Here is a 21,821-nt window from a genome sequence, read left to right as displayed (position 1 = left end):
CCGATCCAGCTCTCGGCTCAGCGGCGCTTGCCGCTCTCCTTCGTGGGCCACGCGAAGCTGTACTCACGCTCCTCGCGCTCCTCGCGCTCCTGGCCCTCCATCAGCAGCTTCGTCACCTGCGCCATGCGCGCGCGGTAGGGCCGCAGGGTGGCGGGATCGGTCACCACCTCCACGGTGGAGACGCGGCGCGCCGACTTGAGCATCTTGTCGATGTCCGGCGCCTGGTCCTTGGCGGCGGAGGACTGAATCATCTGGGAGACCAGACCTGCCATCGCCTTGCGGAAGGGCTCACCCTCGAGCACCGTCTCCACCTCCAGGTGCACCGAGCCCTTGTAGGCCGGATCCGACCCGCGGTGGTGCATCGTCACCTGGCTGTCCACGCTCCCCGAGGGCAGCTGCATCGGCACCGTGCCGGTGCGCTTCTCGCCAGCGGCCAGATCGGCGCCGACCCACGCGCCCACCCACGTGCTCCAGAAGTCACCCACCCGCTGCTTCATCATCTGCATCATCGCCGGCTGCGAGAGCGTCCTGCGCACCTGGTCGCGCATGCCCTTCTCCTCGGGGACGAGCGCGGTGGTGCGTTCGATGACCTCCTCCATCCCCACCACGTCCGACACCTCTCCGTCAGCGGAGATCACCAGCGTGGGGAGGGCACTCGCGATGGCTGCGGCCGCCTTGAGCTCCGGGGGCAGCGGACCCTGGGTGAGGTCGCGCCCCTCCATCTCCAGGAACTGGAACTTGTCGATCTTCACCTCGTACCCACCGCCCGACCGCGCCGACAACACCGCGTCGTAGCTCACCACCGAGCGCTTGCCCTTCTTGAGGATGCGCTCGGTCACCTTCACCCGAGACGGAGAGGGCCAGGCGAAGCGCAGCGCCGGTCCCGCCTCGGGAGCGGCCGCCTTCGGAGGAGCGCCGGTAGGCTCCTTCGGGGCGACGCGGGTGGAATCATCGGCGAGTGCAGGGCCGGCCGTGACCAGCAGTGCGACCAGGGGAAGCACGAAGCGCATCAGGAACTCCTCAAACGGGTATCGAGTGGGTTGCGCCTATACCACGGTGCTGCCCCCTGCCGACCTGACGCGCCACGAAGGCGCCCCGCATGTCACGCGGGGTGCATCTGGGCACACAGGGCGGAGCCGGCATAGCCTCTCCCCGCCCATGGAGCCCATCTTCACGCCCGCGCAGCTCGCGGAGATCAAGGCGTACAGCCTGCCGTACTACATCCGTGCCGCGGTGAACCCCTTCGTCTACGTGGGGTTCCTGGCGCTGGCGCTCGGGCCGCTGAACAAGCCCTTCTACCGCCTCGCCCAGTCCTCGGCCGCCTGGCTCGGCTCCCGACTGGGCTTCCTGCGCACCGCGCCGGTCAGCCGCGTGTTCCTCAGCGCGATGGACAGGCTCTGGGGAGAGCCCGGCTGGGGAACGGCGCTGCTCTTCGCACTCTGCGTGGACTTCAGCCTGAAGCTCGTCACCGCTCCGAGCGACTTCTACTTCGGCTACATCCTCGAGCACCAATACGGCATGTCCACGCACACGCCGCTGACGTACGCGCGAGACGAGCTCAAGGAGCTCCTGGCCAGTGTCATCGTCGTCTCCGCCCTGGTCCTCGGCCTGTACGGCCTGGCGCGGCGGCTCCGGCGCTGGTGGCTGGTGCTGGGCGTGCCCGTGGCTCTACTGATGTTGGTGGCTTCCGCGCTCGACCCGTACCGCAGCCGCGCCTTCTACGATCAGACGCCGCTGGAGGCCGGTCCCCTGCGCACCCACCTCACCGAGCTGATGGCCCGCGCGAACATCGCCTTCGCCGACGTGCTGGTGGAGAAGACGTCCGTTGCCTCCAACCGCGTCCAGGCCTACTTCGCCGGCCAGGGCCCCACGCGCACCATCGTGCTCAACGACGTGCTGCTCCGGGAGTTCACCGAGGGGGAGATCCTCGCGGCCGTCGCGCACGAGGCGGGCCACGTGAACGAGTCCCAGTGGCCGAGCCGCATCGCCTCCTCCGTGGCGCTGGTCGCCTTCCTCTTCGCGATCGACAGGCTCCTGAAGCTGTCGGCGGCGCGCGGCTGGTTCGGCACCACCCGGTTCGCGGACACGCGCACGCTGCCGCTCATCCCCTTGCTGATCTACGTGGTGATGACGGTGTCCGCGCCCGTCTCCGCGGCGTTCTCCCGCGAGCGCGAGCGCGAGGCCGACCGCTACGCGCTGCGCCTGACGAACGACCCCGCCACGTTCCGCCAGATGCTGGTGAAGGCCGCGAGGTTGAACAAGATGGACCCCGAGCCTCCTCGATGGGTGGTCATCAAGGGCCTGACCCACCCGCCCATCGGCGAGCGCGTCGCCGACATCTCCGTGCCTTGAATCAGCGTCGGCGGGTGGGCCCTCGCATGGCCCATGTCCCTCACGGGCCCACCCACCGAGCGCTGCCGCCGAGCCCTCCCCTCGAGCCCGGCGATCACCCGATCACCCCCCTTCCCCCAGCCGCAAGCGCTACGCCTGCGGGCTCTCCTTCATCTTCTCCACCGCCACGAGCGTGATGGCCTTCACCAGCGCCCGGGCCCGACGGCCCGCCGACGTCTCGCCGTGCGGATCCGCCTCCACGGCCTGGGTCACGTCCGTGAAGCCCTGCCGGTTGCCCTGCCGCAGGTACAGCTCACCGCGGTTGACGAGGGCCACGGGGTTGCGCGGATCGCGCTCGAGCGCGGCGCTGTACTCGCTGATGGCGTCCTGCAGCCGGCCCAGCTTCTGGTACACGGTGCCGAGCGCCGCCCGGCTGGCCGCGTCCTTCGGGTTGCCCTCCACCAGCCCCTCGAAGAGGATGCGCGCCTCCTGGTAGCGCCCCGCCGCGGCGAGCTCACAGCCCACCTGCGCGATGGATTTCGCCTCCTCGAAGCTCATCCCCTCCACCTCCGCCCACGTCGCCTGGCCCCGCGCGAACGCCTTCAGCTTCTCCACGGTCTCGGTCCGGATCTCCATCGTCCTGTCTCCCTGGTACTTGATGACGCGTCCCATGGCGGCTCAGGCCCGGCCCATGTTCTGGATGGCCTGCTTGGCCATCTCGTTGAACTTCGAGGAGATGTTGCTCATCAGGTCGAACATCTGCTTGCGCTTCTCCATCAGCTTCTGGAGGCGCAGGTTCAGCTGCTCCATCGTCGTCTCCAGCTTCGCCTCGCGGGCCCGGCTCTTCTCGTCGGTGCCCAGGCCGGCGCGCTCGTCGCGGACGCTCGACATCTCCTTCATCACGTCGAGGATCTCGTCATCCGTGTCGCGGGAGATCAGCGTGAGGATGGCCTGCAGCTTCTCCTCCAGGCTCATGTTCGGGTTGTTGATGATGTCGCTCACGCTGCCGGAGTTCGTGCTGCCCGCCCCGGGCGCCGGGGTCGCCGGAGGGCACTGCGTGGACGGCGTCGGCTCCGGCCGGGTCTCCACGGGATTCGTCGGCGTACCCGCCGGCGGAGTACCGGCCGCGGGCGGCGGAGTCGACGGCGCGGGAGCGGGCGTGGACGGCGCGGGCTGACGCACGCCATGGCGCTCGATGTCCTCGTTCACCTTCTTCAGCGCCTTCTGCACGTCCAGCTGGCTGATGGTGCCATCGACGCTGCCGCCCTTGCCCGCCGTGTCCACCATGTTGCGGTACTCGGGGTGCGCGCAGAGGAAGCGAGCCGCCTTGCGCAGCTCGGGGGACAGCGTCGAGAGGTTCGCGGCCATCGCCAGCGTCTGCGCGTCGATCTTCTCGTTCTTCTTGCCGCAGAGCGTGTCGAGGATGCCGAAGTTGGCGGCGATGGTGCGCAGCGCGTCCCGGTACTCGAGGATGCTCGGCTCCAGGGTGCCCGTGCTCGCCGTGCTGGCCGCGTGGGTGCCCGCCGTGCTGCCCGGGCGGGAGCTCACGGTGGTGGACGTCGAGATGGCCTGTCCGGCGGGGGCATAACCCTCCTGGGCCTTGGACATGTCGCGAGCCGGGTAGAACTCCGTCTGGGCCGGCGGATCCTTCTGCAGATCCGAGATGACGCCCATCGCGCCGCTGGCGGCCATCATCACGTTGCCGGTCATCGCCCCGGCCACCGCCTTGATGGAGTTGGTCAGCATCGGGGGAAGGCCCAGCTTGTCCCCCGCGAAATCGACCGCGGTCGCCATCGGCCCGGCCAGCGTGTTCACTGCGTTCTTGATGAAGTCGAGCATGTTGCCTCCCGCGCGTCGGGAAAGAGGTTGGAGTCGCAAGCCGCCGCGCATCGGACGCACCGGGCGATTGCACCGGCGATGCCGACGCCCTCGCCTGCTCCGCATCCAACGAATTCAGTGGGTTAGGTTGGCCAGCCGACGGCGAGCCGTCCCTGTCCGTGGACGGTGCGGTCCATGGCGCGAGATTGCGACTAGAGTCCCGCGGCCATGCGCACGCTGGGCCTCGACGTGGGTACCAAGACCATCGGGGTGGCCGTCTCGGACGGGCTCGGGCTGACCGCCCAGGCCGTCACCACGATACGGCGCACCAACCTCAAGGCGGACCTCGCGGAGCTGGCCGGGCTAGCGCGCGAGCACGAGGCCTCACGCCTCGTCGTGGGGCTGCCCCTCAACATGGATGGCTCGGAGGGCCCGCGCGCCGAGGCCTCCCGGAAGTTCGCCGACGCGGCGAGCCAGGCGCTCGGCCTGCCGGTGGAGTTCTGGGACGAGCGGCTGTCCACGGTGGCGGCCGAGCGGACCCTGCTCGAGGCGGACCTCTCCCGAGCCAAGCGCCGCCAGGTCATCGATCAGGTGGCCGCCCAGTTCATCCTCCAGGGCTGGCTCGACGCCCACCGCTCGGTGGCCGACGGGCATGCGGACGACTACGACCCGGAGGCCTGAGCCCCGCGGGGCTCGGCGCCGCTACGGCCGCAGCCGGTAGACGTGCACGGGCGCGGAGAAGCCGTCCACCTCTTCATAGGTGACGTCGCCGAGCCTCAGCGTGCGCCCCTCCAGCTTCACCCAGGGCTCCCGCGCGAGCGCGCCCTGCTCGAAGCGCACGAGGTACTCCGGCCGCTCCGTCTCCACCCGCTGCCGGAAGCCGCCCCAGCGCATCCGCACCATGCGGGCCTCGGGCAGCCCGACGAAGAAGCCGAGCTGCAGATCCATGTACCGATCGTCGCTGTCGAGCACGAACGCCTTCCCCTTCTCCGCCACCTCCGCCTCGATGAAGCGCACCGCCTGCATCACCGGCTGCGGATTGGTGGAGGTCGGGCTCACGGGCCTCAGCGAGTCGCGCCAGCTCCCGTCCACCCGGAAGGTAGAGAGGCCCAGCGCCACGGGCATCGTCACCGCCAGCGCGAGGCTCGTCCCCGCCACCGCCTTGCCCGCCCCTGCCCCCCACGCCCCCACGCATGCCTTGAGGCCGAGCGCGACGAACGGCAGCACCAGCACCACCTGAGTCACCGTGAAGCGCCCCAGCGGCATGAAGTCGAGCAGCACCGCCGCCCGGAAGGTGTAGTAAGCGGTGGGCACCAGCGCCGCCAGCACCAGCCAGCGCAGCTCCGGCCGCTCGCGCCACGCCTTCACCATGCCGGCCATCCCCAGCAGCGCCACCCCCGGAGTGAGCGTGAAGAGCGCCGTCCCCGGCCAGAAGCCCAGTCCCTGGGCACGCAGCCACCAGTCCTTCCCCCCGCCGCCCGAGCTCGCCACCCAGTTCTTGTGGAACTCGTCGATGTACTTGATGGGGTAGAGCGGATCGCCGTGCGCCAGCTCGTTGCCCTGCATCCACAGCAGCGGAAACGGCAGGCACAGCAGGCCGAAGGACACGGCCATCGTCACGCCCGCCACCTTGTCCCCCCTCCACAGCAGCGGCATCACCGCCAGCAGGGGAATGTACATCCAGGCGTCGTAGCGCAGCGCGCATGCCAGGTTCAGCACCACCGCCGCCCCGAACAGCGGGCCGAACCGGCTCTCCTCCAGCGCCTGCGAGAACAGCGCGAACACGCTCAGCATGAAGAACAGCGCCACCGCCTCGCTGGCCGCCGTGGTGGACATCTGCAGGTGCATGCCCCAGACGCAGAAGGCCAGGCCCGCCCACAGCCCCGCGCGCCAGCCGAAGTAGCGCCGCGTCAGCGCGAACAGCGGCACCACCGACAGCACGCCGAACAGCAGGCTCACCGCCCGGCCCGCGTGCTCCCGATCGATCACCTTCAGCGCCGCCCCCACCATGTACAGGTGCAGCGGCCCGAACTGCAGCGCCCCATCCTTGAATGATCGGATGAAGTGCGGCGCCTGCAGCCAGCGCTCGGCCAGCTCCGTGCGCGCCACCGCGTCCCCGTACAGGTTCTCGTTCACCGGGAACACCACCAGCCGAGGCACCAGCGCCGCGACGATCAACAGCCCGAGCAGCAGCCGCGGGGACGGCTCACGCTCGGGCTCGGGCACCGCCGACAGCATCGGCTCGGGCGAGGGGGAGGCTGCGGGGACTGAGGACAGTGCGGACGCCATGGAGGCGCGGGAGGATACGCAGGCAGGGCCCAAAACCAAGCGACCCCTGCTCCCCTGCCCGGCCCCCTTCCCACCTCCCCTCCTGCTCACTGCCCGACACTCCAACCCCATGGGCCGAGTGTCCTACCTTCACCCCTACCCCTCCAGCAGGCTCGGTTGCACGTCACACCCCCCCGCCGTTATGTCCATACATAGGGGATATTGCCCCACAACTGAGCCTCCGAGCCGGTCGGCCACCGGTCCCGGACGTTCACTGATGGGGAGATGACCCGCTGGACCCTACCCGCCGGGACTGGGGTCCTTATAATCAGGATGCCTTTTCACCCCGTGGAGGGGGTGCCCCCAACTGGCACTTCCGACACGTGCTGACCACGCGGTCCCACTCCGCGGCGGGGTCCCGAAGGGGCGCCAGGAGCGTTGTTGCCTGGGACCCGCTAGCGGGGTGCATCGGAATGGGTATCCAGCCCCCCAGGTTCAAATTCTGGCCCCTCGTGTGCGCGACTCCCGCGCCCTCGGGTGGCCTCGAGGGAGAGACATGAAGGACGCTGAGAAGGGTTCGTGGGTCTCCAAGATCGCCGCGATGCAGGACGCGAAGACCTACGCGGAGCTCAACTGGGAGGGCTCTTTCGAGGACTACCTCGAGATCGTCCGGAAGAATCCCAAGATCACCCGCACCGCCTACCAGAGGATCTACGACATGATCCTCAGCCACGGGAAGACGGAGTACATCGACAACAAGAAGAAGCTCATCCGCTACCACTTCTTCAGTGATGAGCGCTTCGGCGGCCGTGACGCCATCTTCGGCCTGGACGTGCCGCTGATGAAGCTGGTCAACGTCTTCAAGTCCGCCGCCCAGGGCTACGGCACCGAGAAGCGCGTCATCCTCCTGCACGGCCCCGTCGGCTCCTCCAAGTCCACCATCGCCCGCCTGCTCAAGAAGGGCATGGAGGAGTACTCCAAGACGCCCGAGGGTGCCGCGTACACCTACTCCTGGACCACCGACAAGAAGCAGCCGGACGGCACGGTCATCAAGGAGAAGATGAAGTGCCCCATGAACGAGGAGCCGCTCAACCTCATCCCTCGTGAGTGGCGCCCCAAGGTGTTCGCCGAGCTGTCCCCTCCCGACAGCGGCTACACCATCCCGGATGGCTGCGAGCTGTGCCCCGCCTGCCGCTTCGTCTTCAAGGAGCTGATGACGCAGTACCAGGGTGACTTCGCCAAGGTGATGAGCCACGTGCGCGTCAACCGCCTCATCTTCAGCGAGAAGGACCGCGTCGGCGTCGGCACCTTCCAGCCCAAGGACGAGAAGAACCAGGACTCCACCGAGCTCACCGGCGACATCAACTACCGGAAGATCGCCGAGTACGGCTCGGACTCGGACCCGCGCGCCTTCAACTTCGACGGCGAGTTCAACATCGCCAACCGCGGCATCATCGAGTTCGTCGAGGTGCTCAAGCTGGACGTGGCCTTCCTCTACGATCTGCTCGGCGCCTCGCAGGAGCACAAGATCAAGCCGAAGAAGTTCCCCCAGACGGACATCGACGAAGTCATCATCGGCCACACCAACGAGCCCGAGTACAAGAAGCTCGAGAACAACGAGTTCATGGAGGCGCTGCGTGACCGTACGGTGAAGATCGACGTGCCGTACATCACCAAGCTGGGCGAGGAGGTGAAGATCTACGAGAAGGACTTCAACTCGCGCGCCATCAAGGGCAAGCACATCGCCCCGCACACCCTGGAGATGGCCGCCATGTGGGCGGTGATGACGCGCCTGGAGGAGCCCAAGAAGCACAACCTGTCGCTCCTGCAGAAGCTCAAGCTCTACAACGGCAAGACGCTGCCCAACTTCACCGAGGACAACATCAAGGAGCTCCGCAAGGAGTCCGTCCGCGAGGGCCTCGAGGGCATCAGCCCCCGCTACATCCAGGACAAGATCTCCAACGCCCTGGTGAGCGACAAGGGCGAGGGCTGCATCAACCCCTTCATGGTCCTCAACGAGCTGGACGCGGGCCTCAAGACGCACTCGCTCATCAACAGCGAGGACGCCCGCAAGCGCTTCAAGGAGCTGCTCACCACCGTGAAGCAGGAGTACGAGGACATCGTCAAGAACGAGGTCCAGCGCGCCATCTCCGCCGATGAGGACGCCATCGGCAAGCTGTGCGGCAACTACATCGACAACATCAAGGCCTACACCCAGAAGGAGAAGGTCAAGAACAAGTACACCGGCCTCTACGAGGAGCCGGATGAGCGCCTGATGCGCGCCATCGAGGAGAAGATCGACATCCCCGAGAGCCGCAAGGACGACTTCCGCCGCGAGATCATGAACTACATCGGCGCGCTCGCCGTCGAGGGGAAGACCTTCAACTACCGGACCAACGAGCGACTCCACAAGGCGCTGGAGCTCAAGCTGTTCGAGGATCAGAAGGACAGCATCAAGCTCAAGAACCTGGTGTCCAGCGTGGTGGACAAGGAGACGCAGGAGAAGATCGATCTCGTGAAGGACCGGATGATGAAGAACTACGGTTACTGCGAGATCTGCTCCACGGACGTGCTCAACTTCGTGGCGAGCATCTTCGCCCGCGGCGACGCGAAGGAGTAGGCGTGTCCCTGAAGATCCACCAAGACCACGCCCGCTTCAAGGCGATCGTCCGAGGGAAGATCAAGGCCAACCTGCGCAAGTACGTGCAGAAGGGCGAGATGCTCGGCAAGAAGGGCAAGGATGCCATCTCCATCCCCATCCCCTTCATCGACATCCCGCGCTTCAAGTACGGACACAAGGAGCAGGGCGGTGTCGGGCAGGGCGACGGCGAGGTGGGTCAGACGCTCGGCCCCGGGCAGGTACAGCCCGGGGACGGGCACGGCCAGGCCGGCCAGGGCGAGGGCGAGCACGCCCTGGAAGTGGACGTCACCCTGGACGAGCTGGCGCAGATCCTCGGCGAGGAGCTGCAGCTGCCCAACATCGAGCGCCGGCACAACGAGAAGATCGTCACCCAGAGAATCAAGTACACCGGCATCAACACCACCGGCCCGGAGTCGCTGCGTCACTTCAAGCGCACCTTCAAGCAGGCGCTGAAGCGGCAGATCGCCACCGGCACGTACGATCCGAAGAAGCCCGTCATCATCCCCACGCGCGAGGACCGGCGCTACCGCAGCTACAAGCTGCAGGATCTGCCGGAGACCAACGCCGTCATCATCTACATGATGGACGTGTCGGGCTCGATGGGCGACGAGCAGAAGGAGATCGTCCGCATCGAGAGCTTCTGGCTCGATACGTGGCTGCGCCACCAGTACAAGGGGCTGGAGTCCCGCTACATCATCCACGACGCGGTGGCTCGCGAGGTGGACCGGGACACCTTCTTCCACACCCGCGAGTCCGGCGGGACGATGATCTCCAGCGCCTACAAGCTCTGCCGGGACATCATCCAGGCCGATTACCCGAAGAGCGCGTGGAACATCTACCCGTTCCACTTCTCGGACGGCGACAACTGGAGCGCGGACGACACGCGCCAGTGCATCGACATGCTGAAGAACGACATCCTGCCGGGCGTGAACCAGTTCGCCTACGGCCAGGTGGAGAGCCCCTACGGCAGCGGCCAGTTCATCAAGGACTTGCGCGAGGCCGTGGGGGACCAGACGAACGTCGCCCTCAGCGAGATCGCCGACAAGGACGCCATCTACAACTCCATCAAGGACTTCCTCGGCAAGGGCCGCTGAAGCGCCACCCCGCCCCCACGGAGCACCCGCCCGATGCCCAAGAGCCTCACACCCCACCTGGCCAAGCTCAAGGACGAGGTCCTCGGGTACGCCCGCGAGTTCGGGCTCGACTTCTTCGAGACCGTGTTCGAGGTCGTCACCTATGACGAGATGAACATGGTCGCCTCCTACGGAGGCTTCCCCAACCGCTACCCGCACTGGCGCTGGGGCATGGAGTACGAGCAGCTCTCCAAGGGCTACGAGTACGGCCTGTCGAAGATCTACGAGCTCGTCATCAACAACGACCCCTGCTACGCGTACCTGCTGGAGAGCAACGCGGACGTGGACCAGAAGCTCGTGATGGCCCACGTGTACGGGCACTGCGACTTCTTCAAGAACAACTTCTCGTTCCGCCACACCAACCGGCGGATGATCGACGAGATGGCCAACCACGCCACGCGCGTGCGGCGGTGGATCGACAAGATCGGCGTGGAGAAGGTGGAGGACTTCATCGACCGGACGCTCAGTCTGGAGAACCTCATCGATCAGCACGCCCCGCACATCCGCCGCAACCCGGACCCCAAGCGGGCCGAGGACGAGGCCAAGGCCAACGAGCGCGTGGAGGGCTTCAAGGTGGGCCGCGAGTACATGCGCGGCTTCATCAACCCCAGCGAGTTCCTCGAGAGCCAGCGCAAGAAGGTGGAGGACGAGAAGGCCAAGGCCAAGAAGTTCCCCGAGCGCGCCCAGCGCGACGTGCTCTACTTCCTGCTCGAGTACGCCCCCCTGGAGCCCTGGGAGGCAGACATCCTCAGCATCCTGCGCGACGAGGCCTACTACTTCGCGCCCCAGGGCCAGACGAAGATCATGAACGAGGGCTGGGCCAGCTACTGGCACTCCACCATCATGACCCGCCGCGCCCTCAAGGATGACGAGATCATCGACTACGCGGACCGCCACTCCGGCACCATGGGCACCCGGCCCGGTGCTTTGAACCCCTACAAACTGGGCATCGAGCTGTGGCGCGACATCGAGGAGCGCTGGAACAAGGGCCGCTTCGGCAAGGAGTGGGATGAGTGTGATGACCTGCGGGCGCGGGGCTCGTGGGACAAGAAGCTGGGCGCCGGCCGCGAGAAGATCTTCGAGGTCCGCAAGCACTACAACGACATCACCTTCATCGACACCTTCCTCACCCCCGAGTTCGCCATCGAGCAGAAGCTGTTCGTCTACGGCTTCAACGACAAGCGCAACTCATGGGAGATCCTCGACCGCGAGTTCCGCAAGGTGAAGGCCAAGCTGCTCCAGGGACTCACCAACTTCGGCCAGCCCATCATCGAAGTGATCGACGGCAACTTCGAGAACCGCAGCGAGCTGCTGCTGGCGCACAAGCACGACGGGCAGGACCTGAAGGGCGACTACGCACGCGAGACGCTTAAAAATTTGCAGTCCCTCTGGCGACGCCCCGTCAATATCGTTACGAGGTACGATGGCAAGGGCGTCATGCTACGCTATGACGGCCAGAACCACTCGGAGAAGAAGGTCGATCTCTGAGAGTGGGTCTGGGTTTGCCGGAGTGACGAACGGATGGGCTCGCGCATCGAAACAGTGGAGGTGCTTTCCTTCCGGCTGGAGCTGCCAAAGCTCGCGCTGGAGCGGCTCCCGACGGAGCTGGGCTCGGCCGTGGCCGTGCGGCTGGAGCGGGATGAGGACGGCACGCTCGTCCTGGAGCAGCAGGGGCAGGACAGCTTCCTGCGCTTCCACATGGAGGGAGACGCCGCGGAGCTGGTGGAGATCTGCGTCTCCCAGGACGCACAGGGCGCCTTCTTCCAGAAGGTCCTGGGCGCACTGATGGTGCGGTTCCAGGGGGACCTTCGCGCACGGCTCGTGTTCGATCCGCGCGAGAACACCTCGAAGGAGCCGTGGGTCGAGGTGAGCATCGAGCGGGGCCGGACGAGCTGGCCCGGCCTGGCCACGCAGTCGGCCGCCGTCCGGCTGGCGCACGCGGCGGCCGAGGGTGGCTCGGTGGGCGCTTCCGGAGAGGGCGGTGAGCCCCCGGAGGAGCCCCTCACGGCCGAGGAGGAGGAGCTGTCGCGGCTGCTGGCCCGCGCGGACTCGGAGTGGCAGGAGTACCAGCGCCTCAAGCGCATGCGGCAGCAGCCGAAGTAGCCGAGTGGCCCCCACGCTTCGCGGGGAGTCCTTGGGGTGCTTATCTGGCGCACCCCCAAGGAGAGCACACCATGGCGAAGCAGCTGTACACCGGAGAGGTCCGCACCGTCGGCGAGAGCATGGCCCGCAGCACCACCGAGGTGGGCGCGTTCAAGATCTTCATGGACGAGCCCCCGGAGCTGGGTGGCCGCAACGGCGCCCCGAGCCCGCTGGACTTCATCCTCGCCGCGCACGCGGGCTGCCTGAACTACATGACGTTCTTCATCGCCAAGGAGCTGGGCATCCCCGTGTCCGGCACGGAGATCTCCGTGAAGGGCTCGCTGGATCCCTCGAAGTTCGCCGGCACGGACCGCGCCGTGCGCGCCGGGTACCAGTCGCTCGAGGTGACCATCCACATCAAGAGCACCGCCAGCGCCGAGCAGATCGCGAAGCTGAAGAGCGAAGTGGAGGCGCGCTGCCCCGTGAGCGACAACCTGGCCCAGGCCACCCCGGTGCACATCACCATGAAGGCGAGCGCCTAGCCCGGAAGGGCAGCCGGCCAGCCGAGCGCGCGAAAATTCCCGGCCAGGATTTGGGCAGGGGCGAGATCCTCTTCTACACTCCTGTATCAGCGCCCATGAGAATCGCTCCCCTGCTCTGCCTGGCGGCCTTGCTGGCCGCGCCGCTCGCCTCCGCCTCCTACAGCTACCAGGTGAAGAACCGCCGCATCGAGCCGCGGCAGACGCTCGCGGGAGCGCTGCACGAGGCGGCGCTGCCGGACGAGCAGGTGGAGGCCGTCATCTCCGCGCTCGAGGGCGTGTTCGACTTCCGCAAGTCCCGGCCGGGCGATCAGTTCCGCCTGGTGCTGCGCGACGGCGTGCTGGACTTCTTCGACTACCGGCAGAGCGCGGTGGACGAGTGGCAGGTACGCCGCGACGGCGACAAGTACGTGGGCAGCAAGCGGACGATTGAAGTGGAGAAGCAGGTCAGCCTGGTCTCGCTGGAGATCAGCACCTCGCTCTACGAGGCGGCGCTGGCGGCGGGTGAGGACCCCAGCATCGGCGTGGTGCTGGCGGACGTGTTCGCCTGGGACATCGACTTCTACCGGGACACGCGCAAGGGCGACAAGGCGCGGGCGCTGGTGGAGAAGTTCGTCTCCAAGGGCCGGGTGCTGCGCTACGGCGAGGTGCTGGCCGCCGCCTACGAGGGCGGGCTGGTGGGCACCAAGCGCGTCTTCCGCTTCCAGCCTCCCAACGAGCAGGCCAACTACTTCCAGGAGGACGGCTCCAGCGCCCGGAAGACGTTCCTCAAGAGCCCGCTGAAGTTCGCGCACATCACCAGCACGTTCGGCTCGCGCTTCCACCCGGTGCTCCAGTACGTGAAGAACCACAACGGCGTGGACTACGGCACGCCCATCGGCACGCCGGTGTGGGCGGTGGCCGACGGCACGGTGACGAAGGCGCAGAACACCGGCGCGGGCGGCAACACCGTCTGCGTGCGCCACATCAACGGCCTGGAGACGTGCTACCTGCACCTGTCCAAGTACGGCGCCGGCGTGCGCGTGGGCTCGCGGGTGAGCCAGAAGCAGGTGATTGCCTACTCGGGCAACACCGGCCGCAGCACCGGCCCCCACCTGCACTTCGCCCTCAAGCGCAACGGGCAGTTCGTCAACCCGCTCACCCAGAAGTACCCCCGCGCGGAGCCGCTGCCCAAGGCGCAGCTGCCGGACTTCCTCGCCCGCGCCAAGGAGCTGGCCTCGCAGCTGGACTCCGTCTCCATGGCCGCCGTGGCCGGCACTCCGGGCCCGGGGCCCCAGGCCGCCGCCGCCACGCCCTGAGCCGGGCGCCTCAGTCCCACTCGATCAGGAAGTCCGCGTGGTCCAGCCCGTGGACGGTGCTCGTCACCCTCCCCTGGACGCCCGTCACCTGGAGCGCCGCCGACAGCGTGCCCTCGTGGAAGACGGCGGGCTGCATGTCGCCGCGGAAGACGAGCCGCAGCTGCCGGGGGCCCACCACCTCGCACTCGTGAGAGCCGTAGTTCACCAGCGTGGCGTAGGCGATGGGCGTGTTGGAGAAGGCCCGGAACGGATCATTCCGGCCCATGATCTTCGCCAGCGCCCGCCCCACGGTGGAGGAGTAGAAGAAGTGGTTGAGGCACGCGGCGCCACAGGCCTTGAGGGCCTCGTGCCGCGAGCCCAGGTGCGGCGCCAGCTGGTCCGCGGCGGCGTAGAGCAGGCGGATGAAGTCGCCCGCCGGGTAGGAGAAGAAGTCGACCATGCGCCGCAGGCCCAGCTCCCGGGCTAGCCGCGCGGAGGCCTCCTCGCCCGCATGCTGGGCCAGCAGGGCCAGGATGGCGTTGAAGGCCAGCCCCCTCACCGTGTGGACGGGCCGCACCAGCTCCAGCCGGCGAACGAGCTCGCTGGTGTCACTGCTAACCATGGGCTGCTGGCCTCCTGGCGCGCATGCAGGGTGGCCCCCCGACTTCCAGCCGTCCTTTTAGCAGACCCTCACGGAAGGGTGGAGCAGGCAGGCCACTCGCGATAAACGAAGGGTTCCGGCCGTGGAGGCACCCCCTCTGGACACGGCCGCGCAAGAGAGGATCTCCTTCGATGGCCGACCCGCAGAGGCTCCCGACGTCCCACTCCCCGCAGACCGAGGAGCAGGAACCCTCCCGCACCGGTAGGGAGCCGGCGAATGTGCGCCGTGGCTTCCTGGATCACGTCCGGTACTCGCGAGGCAAGAACCCGGAGACGGCCACCGCGCATGACCGCTTCATGGCGCTGTCCCTGGCGGTGCGAGACAGGCTGGCCCACCGCTGGGTGAAGACGGCGCGCACCTACTACGAGCAGAACGCCAAGCGCGCCTACTACCTGTCCGCGGAGTACCTGCTGGGTCGGACGCTGGGCAACAATCTCATCAACACCGGCCTGTACGAGGCCGCCGAGCAGGCCATGCGTGAGGTGGGAGTCGACCTCACCACCCTCATCGAGATGGAGCCGGACGCGGGCCTGGGCAACGGCGGCCTGGGGCGGCTGGCGGCGTGCTTCCTGGACTCGTTGGCTACCCTCTCCTACCCGGGCATGGGGTACGGAATCCGCTACGAGTTCGGCATCTTCACGCAGGACATCGTGGACGGCTACCAGGTGGAGCGCGCCGACGAGTGGCTGAAGTTCGGCAACCCGTGGGAGATCGTCCGGCCGGAGAAGGCGGTGCCGGTGCGCTTCTTCGGGCGGGTGGAGCACCACCAGGGCTCGGACGGCCATCGCGTGGCGCGGTGGGTGGGCGGCAAGACGGTGATCGGCGTGCCCTTCGATACACCGATTGCCGGCTTCGGGAACAACACGGTGAACACGCTGCGGCTGTGGCAGGCCCGGGCCAGCGAGGAGTTCGACCTGCTGCTGTTCAACGCCGGCGACTACGAGCGCTCGGTGGTGGAGAAGAACGACTCGGAGGTCATCTCCAAGGTCCTCTACCCCAATGACGCGTTCCAGGCGGGCAAGGAGCTGCGGCTCAAGCAGCAGTACTTCTTCGTGGCGTGCTCCATCGCGGACATCGTCCGGCGCTACCTGAAGACGCACACGGACTTCCGGCAGTTCCCCAACAAGGTGGCCATCCAGCTCAACGACACGCACCCGGCCATCGCGGTGGCGGAGCTGATGCGCGTGCTGGTGGACGAGAAGCGGCTGGCGTGGGACGAGGCGTTCCACATCACCCAGCAGACGTTCGGCTACACCAACCACACGCTGCTGGCCGAGGCGATGGAGAAGTGGCCGGCCACGCTCTTCGAGCGCCTGCTGCCGCGCCACCTGGAGATCATCTACGAGATCAACCACCGCTTCCTGCGGCAGGTGCAGATCCGCTACCCGTTCGACGAGGAGCGGCTGCGCCGGATGAGCCTGGTGGAGGAGGGCGCGGAGAAGCGCATCCGCATGGCGCACCTGGCGGTGGTGGGCAGCCACAGCGTGAACGGGGTGGCGGCGCTGCACACGGATCTGCTGCGGCGGGACGTGCTGCCGGACTTCGCGGCCATGTTCCCGGAGCGCTTCAACAACAAGACGAACGGGGTGACGCCGCGGCGCTGGCTGGCGTGGTGCAACCCGCGGCTGTCCAAGCTCATCACCTCGCGCATCGGCAAGGGCTGGGAGACGGACCTGGACCGGCTGCGCAAGCTGGAGGAGTTCCTGGACGACACGGAGTTCCGGGCGGCCTTCCGCGAGGTGAAGCAGCAGAACAAGCACGACCTGGCGCGGCACGTGAAGGATCTGCGCTGGGTGAACCTGGATCCCGAGGCCATCTTCGACGTGCAGATCAAGCGCCTGCACGAGTACAAGCGGCAGCTGCTCAACGCGCTGCACGTGGTGGTGCTGTGGATGCGGGCGCGGAGGGATCCGTCCACCATCATCCACCCGCGGGCGTTCCTGTTCGGGGCCAAGGCGGCGCCGGGCTACCAGATGGCCAAGCTGATCATCCGGCTCATCAACGGCATTGGCGAGGTGATCAACAGCGACGCGGGCACCACGGGGCTGCAGGTGGTGTTCCTGCCCAACTACCGGGTGAGCCTGGCCGAGCGCATCATCCCGGCGGCGGACGTGTCCGAGCAGATCTCCACCGCGGGCTGGGAGGCCTCCGGCACGGGCAACATGAAGCTGATGCTCAATGGCGCGCTGACGCTGGGCACGCTGGACGGCGCGAACGTGGAGATCCGCGAGGCGGTGGGAGACGAGAACTTCTTCCTCTTCGGGCTCACCGCGGACGAGGTGATCGCCCGCAAGAAGGCCGGCTACCGGCCGCGGGACGTCTACAACTCGCACCAGGAGCTGCGCGAGGCCATGGATCTGATCTCCACGGGCTTCTTCTCGCCGGAGGACAAGAACCTCTTCAAGCCGCTGGTGGACAACCTGCTGGAGGAGGACCGGTACCTGGTGATGGCCGACTTCGACTCCTACATGAAGCAGCAGGAGGAGGTGGCGCGCGCGTACCTGGACCACGACGCGTGGACGCGCAAGTGCATCCTCAACGTGGCGCGGGCCGGCATCTTCTCGTCGGATCGCACCATCAAGCAGTACGCGGAGGAGATCTGGCGCGTGAAGCAGACTCCGGTGGAGTCGTGAGCGGCGCGCCCTGACTAGCTGAACCGGTCGACGTACTCCTTGGCCTCCTTGAGGCCCATGCCCGTGCGCGCACGGACGAGCTTGATGGCCTCGATGAGCCGGCCGTCGTTGAGCAGCGCCCTCAGCTCCGGCTCGTCCGGATCCGGGAGCGGCCCTTGCCAGGCCGGCTCCTGCTTCTTGTCGTCGGAGCTGACGTTCTCGCCCTGGCGCCGATTCAGGACCACCGCCGCGCCCACCATCACGAGCACCGCGATGATGAGCAGGACGACGGTCGGGTCGAGGGTTCTGGTGTCGGAGACGTCCATGGGGCTACGCAGCCGCCTCGCCTCCGGCGTTGAGCCACTGCTCGTACGCGCGGAAGTCGTAGTCGCGGCCGAGGAAGTCCTTCACCAGGTGGACCGCGTCCTTGGAGCCTCCGGGCTCCAGCACGGCGCGGCGGTAGGCCTGCGCGGGCTCAGGGTTGAGCAGCCCCTTGTCCTGGAACACCGTGAACAGGTCCTTCGCGATCACCAGCGACCACATATACGTGTAGTAGATGGCCGAGTACCCATCCAGGTGGCCGAACGAGAGGTGGAAGTACGTGCCCTCCACGTACGGGAAGGGCGTGTACCGGCTCTGCAGCTCTCGCACGACGGCCAGCGGATCCAGGCTCTTCGGATCGCGCCGGTACAGCTCCAGGCTGAGCGCCGCGTAGAACATCTGCTGGCGCACCCAGACGCCCTTGCCGAACTCGTCCGCGCGCTTCATGCGCTCGATGACGTCCGCGGGCAGCGGCTCGTTCGTCTGGTAGTGCTTCGCGAACGTCTGCAGCGAGCCCACGTCCCGCGCCCACTCCTCCAGCATCTGCGAGGGCGCCTCGACGAAGTCCCACTCGGTGCGCACGCCCGACAGCCCGGCCCACGGCGTGTGCCCGCCGAAGAGGTGGTGCAGCAGGTGGCCGAACTCGTGGAAGAACGTCTCCACGTCGTGATGCTGCATCAGCGCGGGCTCGGCGCCGGGCTTGGGGAAGTTGCACATGAGCACGGCCTCCGGCAGCCGGTGCCCCTTCTTCCCGGTGGCGAGCGTGAACTGGGCCGCGTGCTTGTACTTGTCCGCGCGCGGGTGCATGTCCAGGTAGAAGCGCCCCACGGGCGTCGAGCCCTGGAACACGTCATAGGCCTCCACGTCCGGGTGCCACACGGACGCGTCCGCCACGCGGCGGTAGCTCACCCCGAAGATGCGTGAGGTGATGTCCAGCACGCCCTGCTTCACCCGCGTGTACTCGAAGTAGGGGCGCACCGCCTGCGAGTCGAAGCTGTACTGCTCGGCCTTCACCCGGTCCTCCAGGTAGGCCTGGTCCCACGGGTTCACGCGCGTGGCGCTCGGGTCGTCCTTCCGCTTGCGCTCCAGCAGCACCTGGTAGTCGCGGCGGCTGCGCTCGCCCGAGGCGGCGACGATCTTCTCGATGAACTCGCCCGCGTTCCGCTCGCTGCGGATCATCTTGTCCTCGGTGGCGTACGCGGCCCAGTTGGCGTACCCGAGCAGCGTGGCCAGCTCGTGGCGGCGCCCCAGTAGCTGCTGGAGCACCTCGACGTTGGCGGGGTAGGCCCGGACGCGATTGGCCCGCCAGAGCTGCTCGCGCGCCGAGGCGTCCTTCGCGTACGTCATGAAGGGGACGAGGTCCGGGTAGTCCGTGGTGATTCGCACCTTGCCACCGGGGCCGGGCGCGTGGGCCCGGGCGTAGTCCGCGGGCAGGCCGTCCAGGGCGGAGGGCGGCAGCTCCACGGTGCGCACGTCCTGTCGGATGTTGCGGTCGAACTCCTGCCCGATGCGGACCAGCTCCTCCTGGAGCTCCTTCACCCGGGCGCGGGTGGCCTCGTCGCGGTCCACGCCAGCGCGGCGGAAGTCTCGCAGCAGCTTCTCCACCCACTTCTTCGTGGGCCCGCCCTCATTGGAGACGTCCAGCGAGGCGATGACGTCATAGACGCCCCGGTCGAGGGAGATCTCCGTGGCGAGCTTCTCCAGCTCCTGCTCGGCCGTCTCGGAGGCCTGGCGCATGGCCGCGTCCGGGTGGCTGTGGCGGGCGACGCTGGCGCGGGCGCTGGCGTCGGAGAGCGCGGCGGTGGCCTCGTCGAAGATCTCGAGGGCCTCCCGGGGGTTGCGCGGGGTGGGCAGGGACTTGAGACGCTCGATGCCAGAGCGCGCGGTGGCCAGGGCGGCTTCACTGGCGCGGCGGAATTCGTCCGGCGTGCAGGTGACGAGGCGAGCGGCGTCGGGAGTGGCAGACACGGTTCTGCTCCTAAGGAGTGGTTCGCGCCGAAACCTAGACCGGGGCGAGCCTGGGAGCAGCAGCTTCCCGCGCGCGCTGGCAGCCACTGAACGCCCTGCGACAGCCGGGCGGCCAGAAGGGCTTGACCTGCCTTCCCTCTCGCGCTCCTTTCTCACACTTTCCGCTGGATCCGCTTCGGCGGAGTGCCGGAATGGGCGCCCTTCCCCCCTCAGCGCTTCTGCTGGGCCACCTTGGGAAGGAGCCTGGCCGCACGGGTGCGAACGTTGGCGTATTCATCCGCGCGCGCGGCCTCCTCGAGGAGCGGAGCCGCGGGAGCTCCCACCTCCCGGACGAGGAACTCCCCGCACTTCGTATGGAAGCGGTCACTCACCAGACAGCGGATGAGGTCGCGAATGAGCGTGGGCTCCGAGCGGTAGTCGGGGTTGTTGCGGATGGCCGCTCCGTAGGAGGCAAGCCCATCCACCCAGCGGAGATTGTCGAAGTTGACCTGCCCCTCGAGGAAGGGGGCATAGGCGCTCGTGGGGTACTTCGCGCGGAGCTGGCCGAGCGCCCGCAAGGCCTGATCACGACGCCCGTCCCTCACCCAGCGTTCGATCTGCTCGATGCCGGGCAGCTGCTCCGGTGTAACGGTGGGAGAAGGGCCTCCAGCAGCCTCCTTCTTCTCTGGTCCGGCCGGTGGCGGCTCCGGAGCAGTGGCGGGCTTCACGGTCGCGGGCTGTGGGCTCGAGACCGGCGGCTCGGTCCGGGCCTCAGGCCAGAGCAGCACGGCGCCGCCTCCGACCAGGAGCAGGCCGACCGCCCCCATCCCCAGCAGTGCTCGCTTGCCGCGCCGGGCGCTCACCGGAGCCCCCGAGGGCGCCGGGGCAGAGACCACGCCCGCGTCCAGCGGCCGAGGCGCGGGAGGCGTCGGCACCGGGGTGGGCGCTGGCGTGACGGCCACCTCGGGCAATGCCTCCAGCGCGGCGGCGAAGTCCGCGGCCGCCTGGAAGCGGTTCCCCGGCTCCTTGGCCATGGCCTTGGCCACGAGCGCCTCCAACGGCTGGGAGAACCCCGCCCCAGGCAGGACACTGCCCAGGGACGGCGGCGGGGCTTCCTGGTGCTGGAGCATCACCGCCGCGGACCGCTCCCCATTGAAGGGCTTCTGCCCCGTGAGCAGCTCGAAGAGCAGCACTCCGACCGAGTAGAGGTCCGTCCGAGCATCGACCTCCTCGCCGCGGATCTGCTCGGGGGCCATGTAGCTGGGCGTCCCCACGGGCATCCCGAGCGTCAGGCTCGTCGCCGTGTCCCGCAGCCTGGCCAGCCCGAAGTCGAGGATGCGCACCTGAGCCCCGAGCCCGGTGACCTCGGTCAGGACGATGTTGTCCGGCTTGATGTCCCGATGGACGATGCCTCGCTCATGTGCGTGGGCCAGCCCGGCCAGCACCTGACGCACGATGCTCAGCGCCTGCTTCACGGACAGCGGCCCGCCCGCCTGCACCCGTGAGCGCAGCGTCGCTCCCGTGATGAAGTCCATCACCATGAAGGGCGCACCGCCCTCCACGCCAAAGTCGATGATCGAGACGCAGCACGGATGGGACAGCTGGCTCATCGCCTGGGCTTCGATCCGGAACCGCTTCTGGGTGCTCGGATCCTCCGCCACCCAGCCGTGGAGGAACTTGATGGCCACGGCCCGGCCCAGCTCGAGCCGCTCGCCGCGGTACACCACGCCCATGCCACCGGCGGCGACTCTCTCGAGGATCCGGTAGCGCCCCTGCAGGATCTTCCCGATGCGCGGATCGGAGGCGAGGGTGTCTTCCATGGCGGCGCGGAAGCTATCAGGGAATCATCCAGGAAGGCCTGGGGTGGGAGGCCCACCGCCACCGAGCCACTCCGAGTGAAACGCTGTCTTCCAACTGTAGGGACCACGGCGCGGGACACCGAAGAGGCTTTGCCACCTGAAACGGACGGAGGGTCCAAATCCGCCCCCGCGTCCGGTCCGCCCTCCTGCCGGTCGCACTCAGTCCGAACTGGTCTGCTTGTCATACCAGTTCGCGACTGGTCCGCGAACAGGGCGCCTCCCTGGCCCGGCAGTTGCCTTGGCACAAGAGCCTCTCTCCAAGGTGCGACAAGTGCTTCGGACCTACTCAGCCACAGACACTGGCTCCCGGCTCCTTGCCTGCCAATCGAGAG

Annotated in this window: 17 protein-coding genes; 9 read left to right on the top strand and 8 right to left on the bottom strand. The window is 67.8% G+C overall.

Features of this window, described 5'->3' with window-relative positions; genetic code table 11:
- Nucleotides 1-17 precede the first annotated feature (17 nt).
- Nucleotides 18-1,010, bottom strand: a complete 993-nt coding sequence (locus KY572_RS35485) for a hypothetical protein (protein ID WP_224248123.1) — start codon at nucleotides 1,008-1,010, stop codon at nucleotides 18-20.
- 148 nt (nucleotides 1,011-1,158) lie between these two features.
- On the opposite strand from KY572_RS35485, the gene KY572_RS35480 reads away from it, so the two are divergent.
- Nucleotides 1,159-2,352 carry a M48 family metalloprotease gene (locus KY572_RS35480; RefSeq protein ID WP_224248122.1) on the top strand — a complete coding sequence of 398 codons (1,194 nt, stop codon included), beginning with the start codon at nucleotides 1,159-1,161 and terminating at the stop codon, nucleotides 2,350-2,352.
- 129 nt (nucleotides 2,353-2,481) lie between these two features.
- On the opposite strand, the gene KY572_RS35475 is transcribed toward KY572_RS35480, so the two are convergent.
- Together KY572_RS35475 and KY572_RS35470 are read right to left on the bottom strand one after the other, a co-directional pair.
- Nucleotides 2,482-3,003, bottom strand: a complete 522-nt coding sequence (locus tag KY572_RS35475) for a tetratricopeptide repeat protein (protein ID WP_224248121.1) — start codon at nucleotides 3,001-3,003, stop codon at nucleotides 2,482-2,484.
- A 6-nt stretch (nucleotides 3,004-3,009) separates the two neighbouring features.
- A complete protein-coding gene (locus KY572_RS35470) occupies nucleotides 3,010-4,170 on the bottom strand; it encodes a hypothetical protein (RefSeq protein WP_224248120.1) in 1,161 nt (386 codons plus the stop codon).
- 207 nt (nucleotides 4,171-4,377) lie between these two features.
- Here KY572_RS35470 and ruvX point away from each other — a divergent pair, with 207 nt between their 5' ends.
- On the top strand, nucleotides 4,378-4,830 hold the full coding sequence (gene ruvX, locus KY572_RS35465) for a Holliday junction resolvase RuvX (RefSeq protein WP_224248119.1): 453 nt from the start codon (nucleotides 4,378-4,380) through the stop codon (nucleotides 4,828-4,830).
- 21 nt (nucleotides 4,831-4,851) lie between these two features.
- Here ruvX and KY572_RS35460 read toward each other — a convergent pair whose 3' ends face one another.
- Nucleotides 4,852-6,387: an ArnT family glycosyltransferase gene (locus KY572_RS35460; RefSeq protein ID WP_224248118.1), complete on the bottom strand. Its 1,536-nt coding sequence runs from the start codon at nucleotides 6,385-6,387 to the stop codon at nucleotides 4,852-4,854.
- Between the two features lie 586 nt (nucleotides 6,388-6,973).
- Between KY572_RS35460 and KY572_RS35455 the strand changes: the two genes are divergently transcribed.
- The 6 genes from KY572_RS35455 to KY572_RS35430 all read left to right on the top strand — a co-directional run bounded on the left by KY572_RS35455 (nucleotide 6,974) and on the right by KY572_RS35430 (nucleotide 14,110).
- Nucleotides 6,974-9,037 (top strand): PrkA family serine protein kinase, encoded by a 2,064-nt coding sequence (locus KY572_RS35455; RefSeq protein ID WP_224248117.1) that lies wholly within the window; start codon nucleotides 6,974-6,976, stop codon nucleotides 9,035-9,037.
- 2 nt (nucleotides 9,038-9,039) lie between these two features.
- Nucleotides 9,040-10,152, top strand: coding sequence for a DUF444 family protein (locus KY572_RS35450; protein ID WP_224248116.1), 1,113 nt, complete (start codon nucleotides 9,040-9,042; stop codon nucleotides 10,150-10,152).
- Nucleotides 10,153-10,185: 33 nt separating this feature from the next.
- Nucleotides 10,186-11,679 carry a SpoVR family protein gene (locus KY572_RS35445; protein ID WP_224248115.1) on the top strand — a complete coding sequence of 498 codons (1,494 nt, stop codon included), beginning with the start codon at nucleotides 10,186-10,188 and terminating at the stop codon, nucleotides 11,677-11,679.
- 33 nt (nucleotides 11,680-11,712) lie between these two features.
- Nucleotides 11,713-12,294: a hypothetical protein gene (locus KY572_RS35440; RefSeq protein ID WP_224248114.1), complete on the top strand. Its 582-nt coding sequence runs from the start codon at nucleotides 11,713-11,715 to the stop codon at nucleotides 12,292-12,294.
- A 71-nt stretch (nucleotides 12,295-12,365) separates the two neighbouring features.
- The gene (locus KY572_RS35435) at nucleotides 12,366-12,815 is read left to right on the top strand and encodes an OsmC family protein (RefSeq protein WP_224248113.1); all 450 of its coding nucleotides are present in this window, start codon (nucleotides 12,366-12,368) and stop codon (nucleotides 12,813-12,815) included.
- 95 nt (nucleotides 12,816-12,910) lie between these two features.
- A complete protein-coding gene (locus KY572_RS35430) occupies nucleotides 12,911-14,110 on the top strand; it encodes a M23 family metallopeptidase (RefSeq protein WP_224248112.1) in 1,200 nt (399 codons plus the stop codon).
- Between the two features lie 10 nt (nucleotides 14,111-14,120).
- On the opposite strand, the gene KY572_RS35425 is transcribed toward KY572_RS35430, so the two are convergent.
- Entirely contained in the window at nucleotides 14,121-14,711 is a 591-nt protein-coding gene (locus KY572_RS35425) for a DUF2378 family protein (RefSeq protein WP_224248111.1), read from the bottom strand.
- A gap of 170 nt (nucleotides 14,712-14,881) precedes the next feature.
- Between KY572_RS35425 and KY572_RS35420 the strand changes: the two genes are divergently transcribed.
- Complete coding sequence (locus tag KY572_RS35420; protein WP_224248110.1) at nucleotides 14,882-17,383, top strand: glycogen/starch/alpha-glucan phosphorylase; 2,502 nt, start codon at nucleotides 14,882-14,884, stop codon at nucleotides 17,381-17,383.
- A 14-nt stretch (nucleotides 17,384-17,397) separates the two neighbouring features.
- On the opposite strand, the gene KY572_RS35415 is transcribed toward KY572_RS35420, so the two are convergent.
- The 3 genes from KY572_RS35415 to KY572_RS35405 all read right to left on the bottom strand — a co-directional run bounded on the left by KY572_RS35415 (nucleotide 17,398) and on the right by KY572_RS35405 (nucleotide 21,450).
- On the bottom strand, nucleotides 17,398-17,688 hold the full coding sequence (locus tag KY572_RS35415) for a ribosomal protein L7/L12 (protein WP_224248109.1): 291 nt from the start codon (nucleotides 17,686-17,688) through the stop codon (nucleotides 17,398-17,400).
- Between the two features lie 4 nt (nucleotides 17,689-17,692).
- Nucleotides 17,693-19,651: a M3 family metallopeptidase gene (locus KY572_RS35410; protein ID WP_224248108.1), complete on the bottom strand. Its 1,959-nt coding sequence runs from the start codon at nucleotides 19,649-19,651 to the stop codon at nucleotides 17,693-17,695.
- A 209-nt stretch (nucleotides 19,652-19,860) separates the two neighbouring features.
- Nucleotides 19,861-21,450: a protein kinase domain-containing protein gene (locus KY572_RS35405; RefSeq protein WP_224248107.1), complete on the bottom strand. Its 1,590-nt coding sequence runs from the start codon at nucleotides 21,448-21,450 to the stop codon at nucleotides 19,861-19,863.
- Nucleotides 21,451-21,821: the final 371 nt, after the last annotated feature.

Origin of the sequence: Hyalangium gracile (assembly GCF_020103725.1) — a bacterium.
Taxonomy (GTDB): Bacteria; Myxococcota; Myxococcia; order Myxococcales; family Myxococcaceae; genus Hyalangium; species Hyalangium gracile.
The sequence above is the reverse complement of the archived record's forward strand: the minus strand, read 5'-3'. Positions and strand labels throughout refer to the sequence as shown.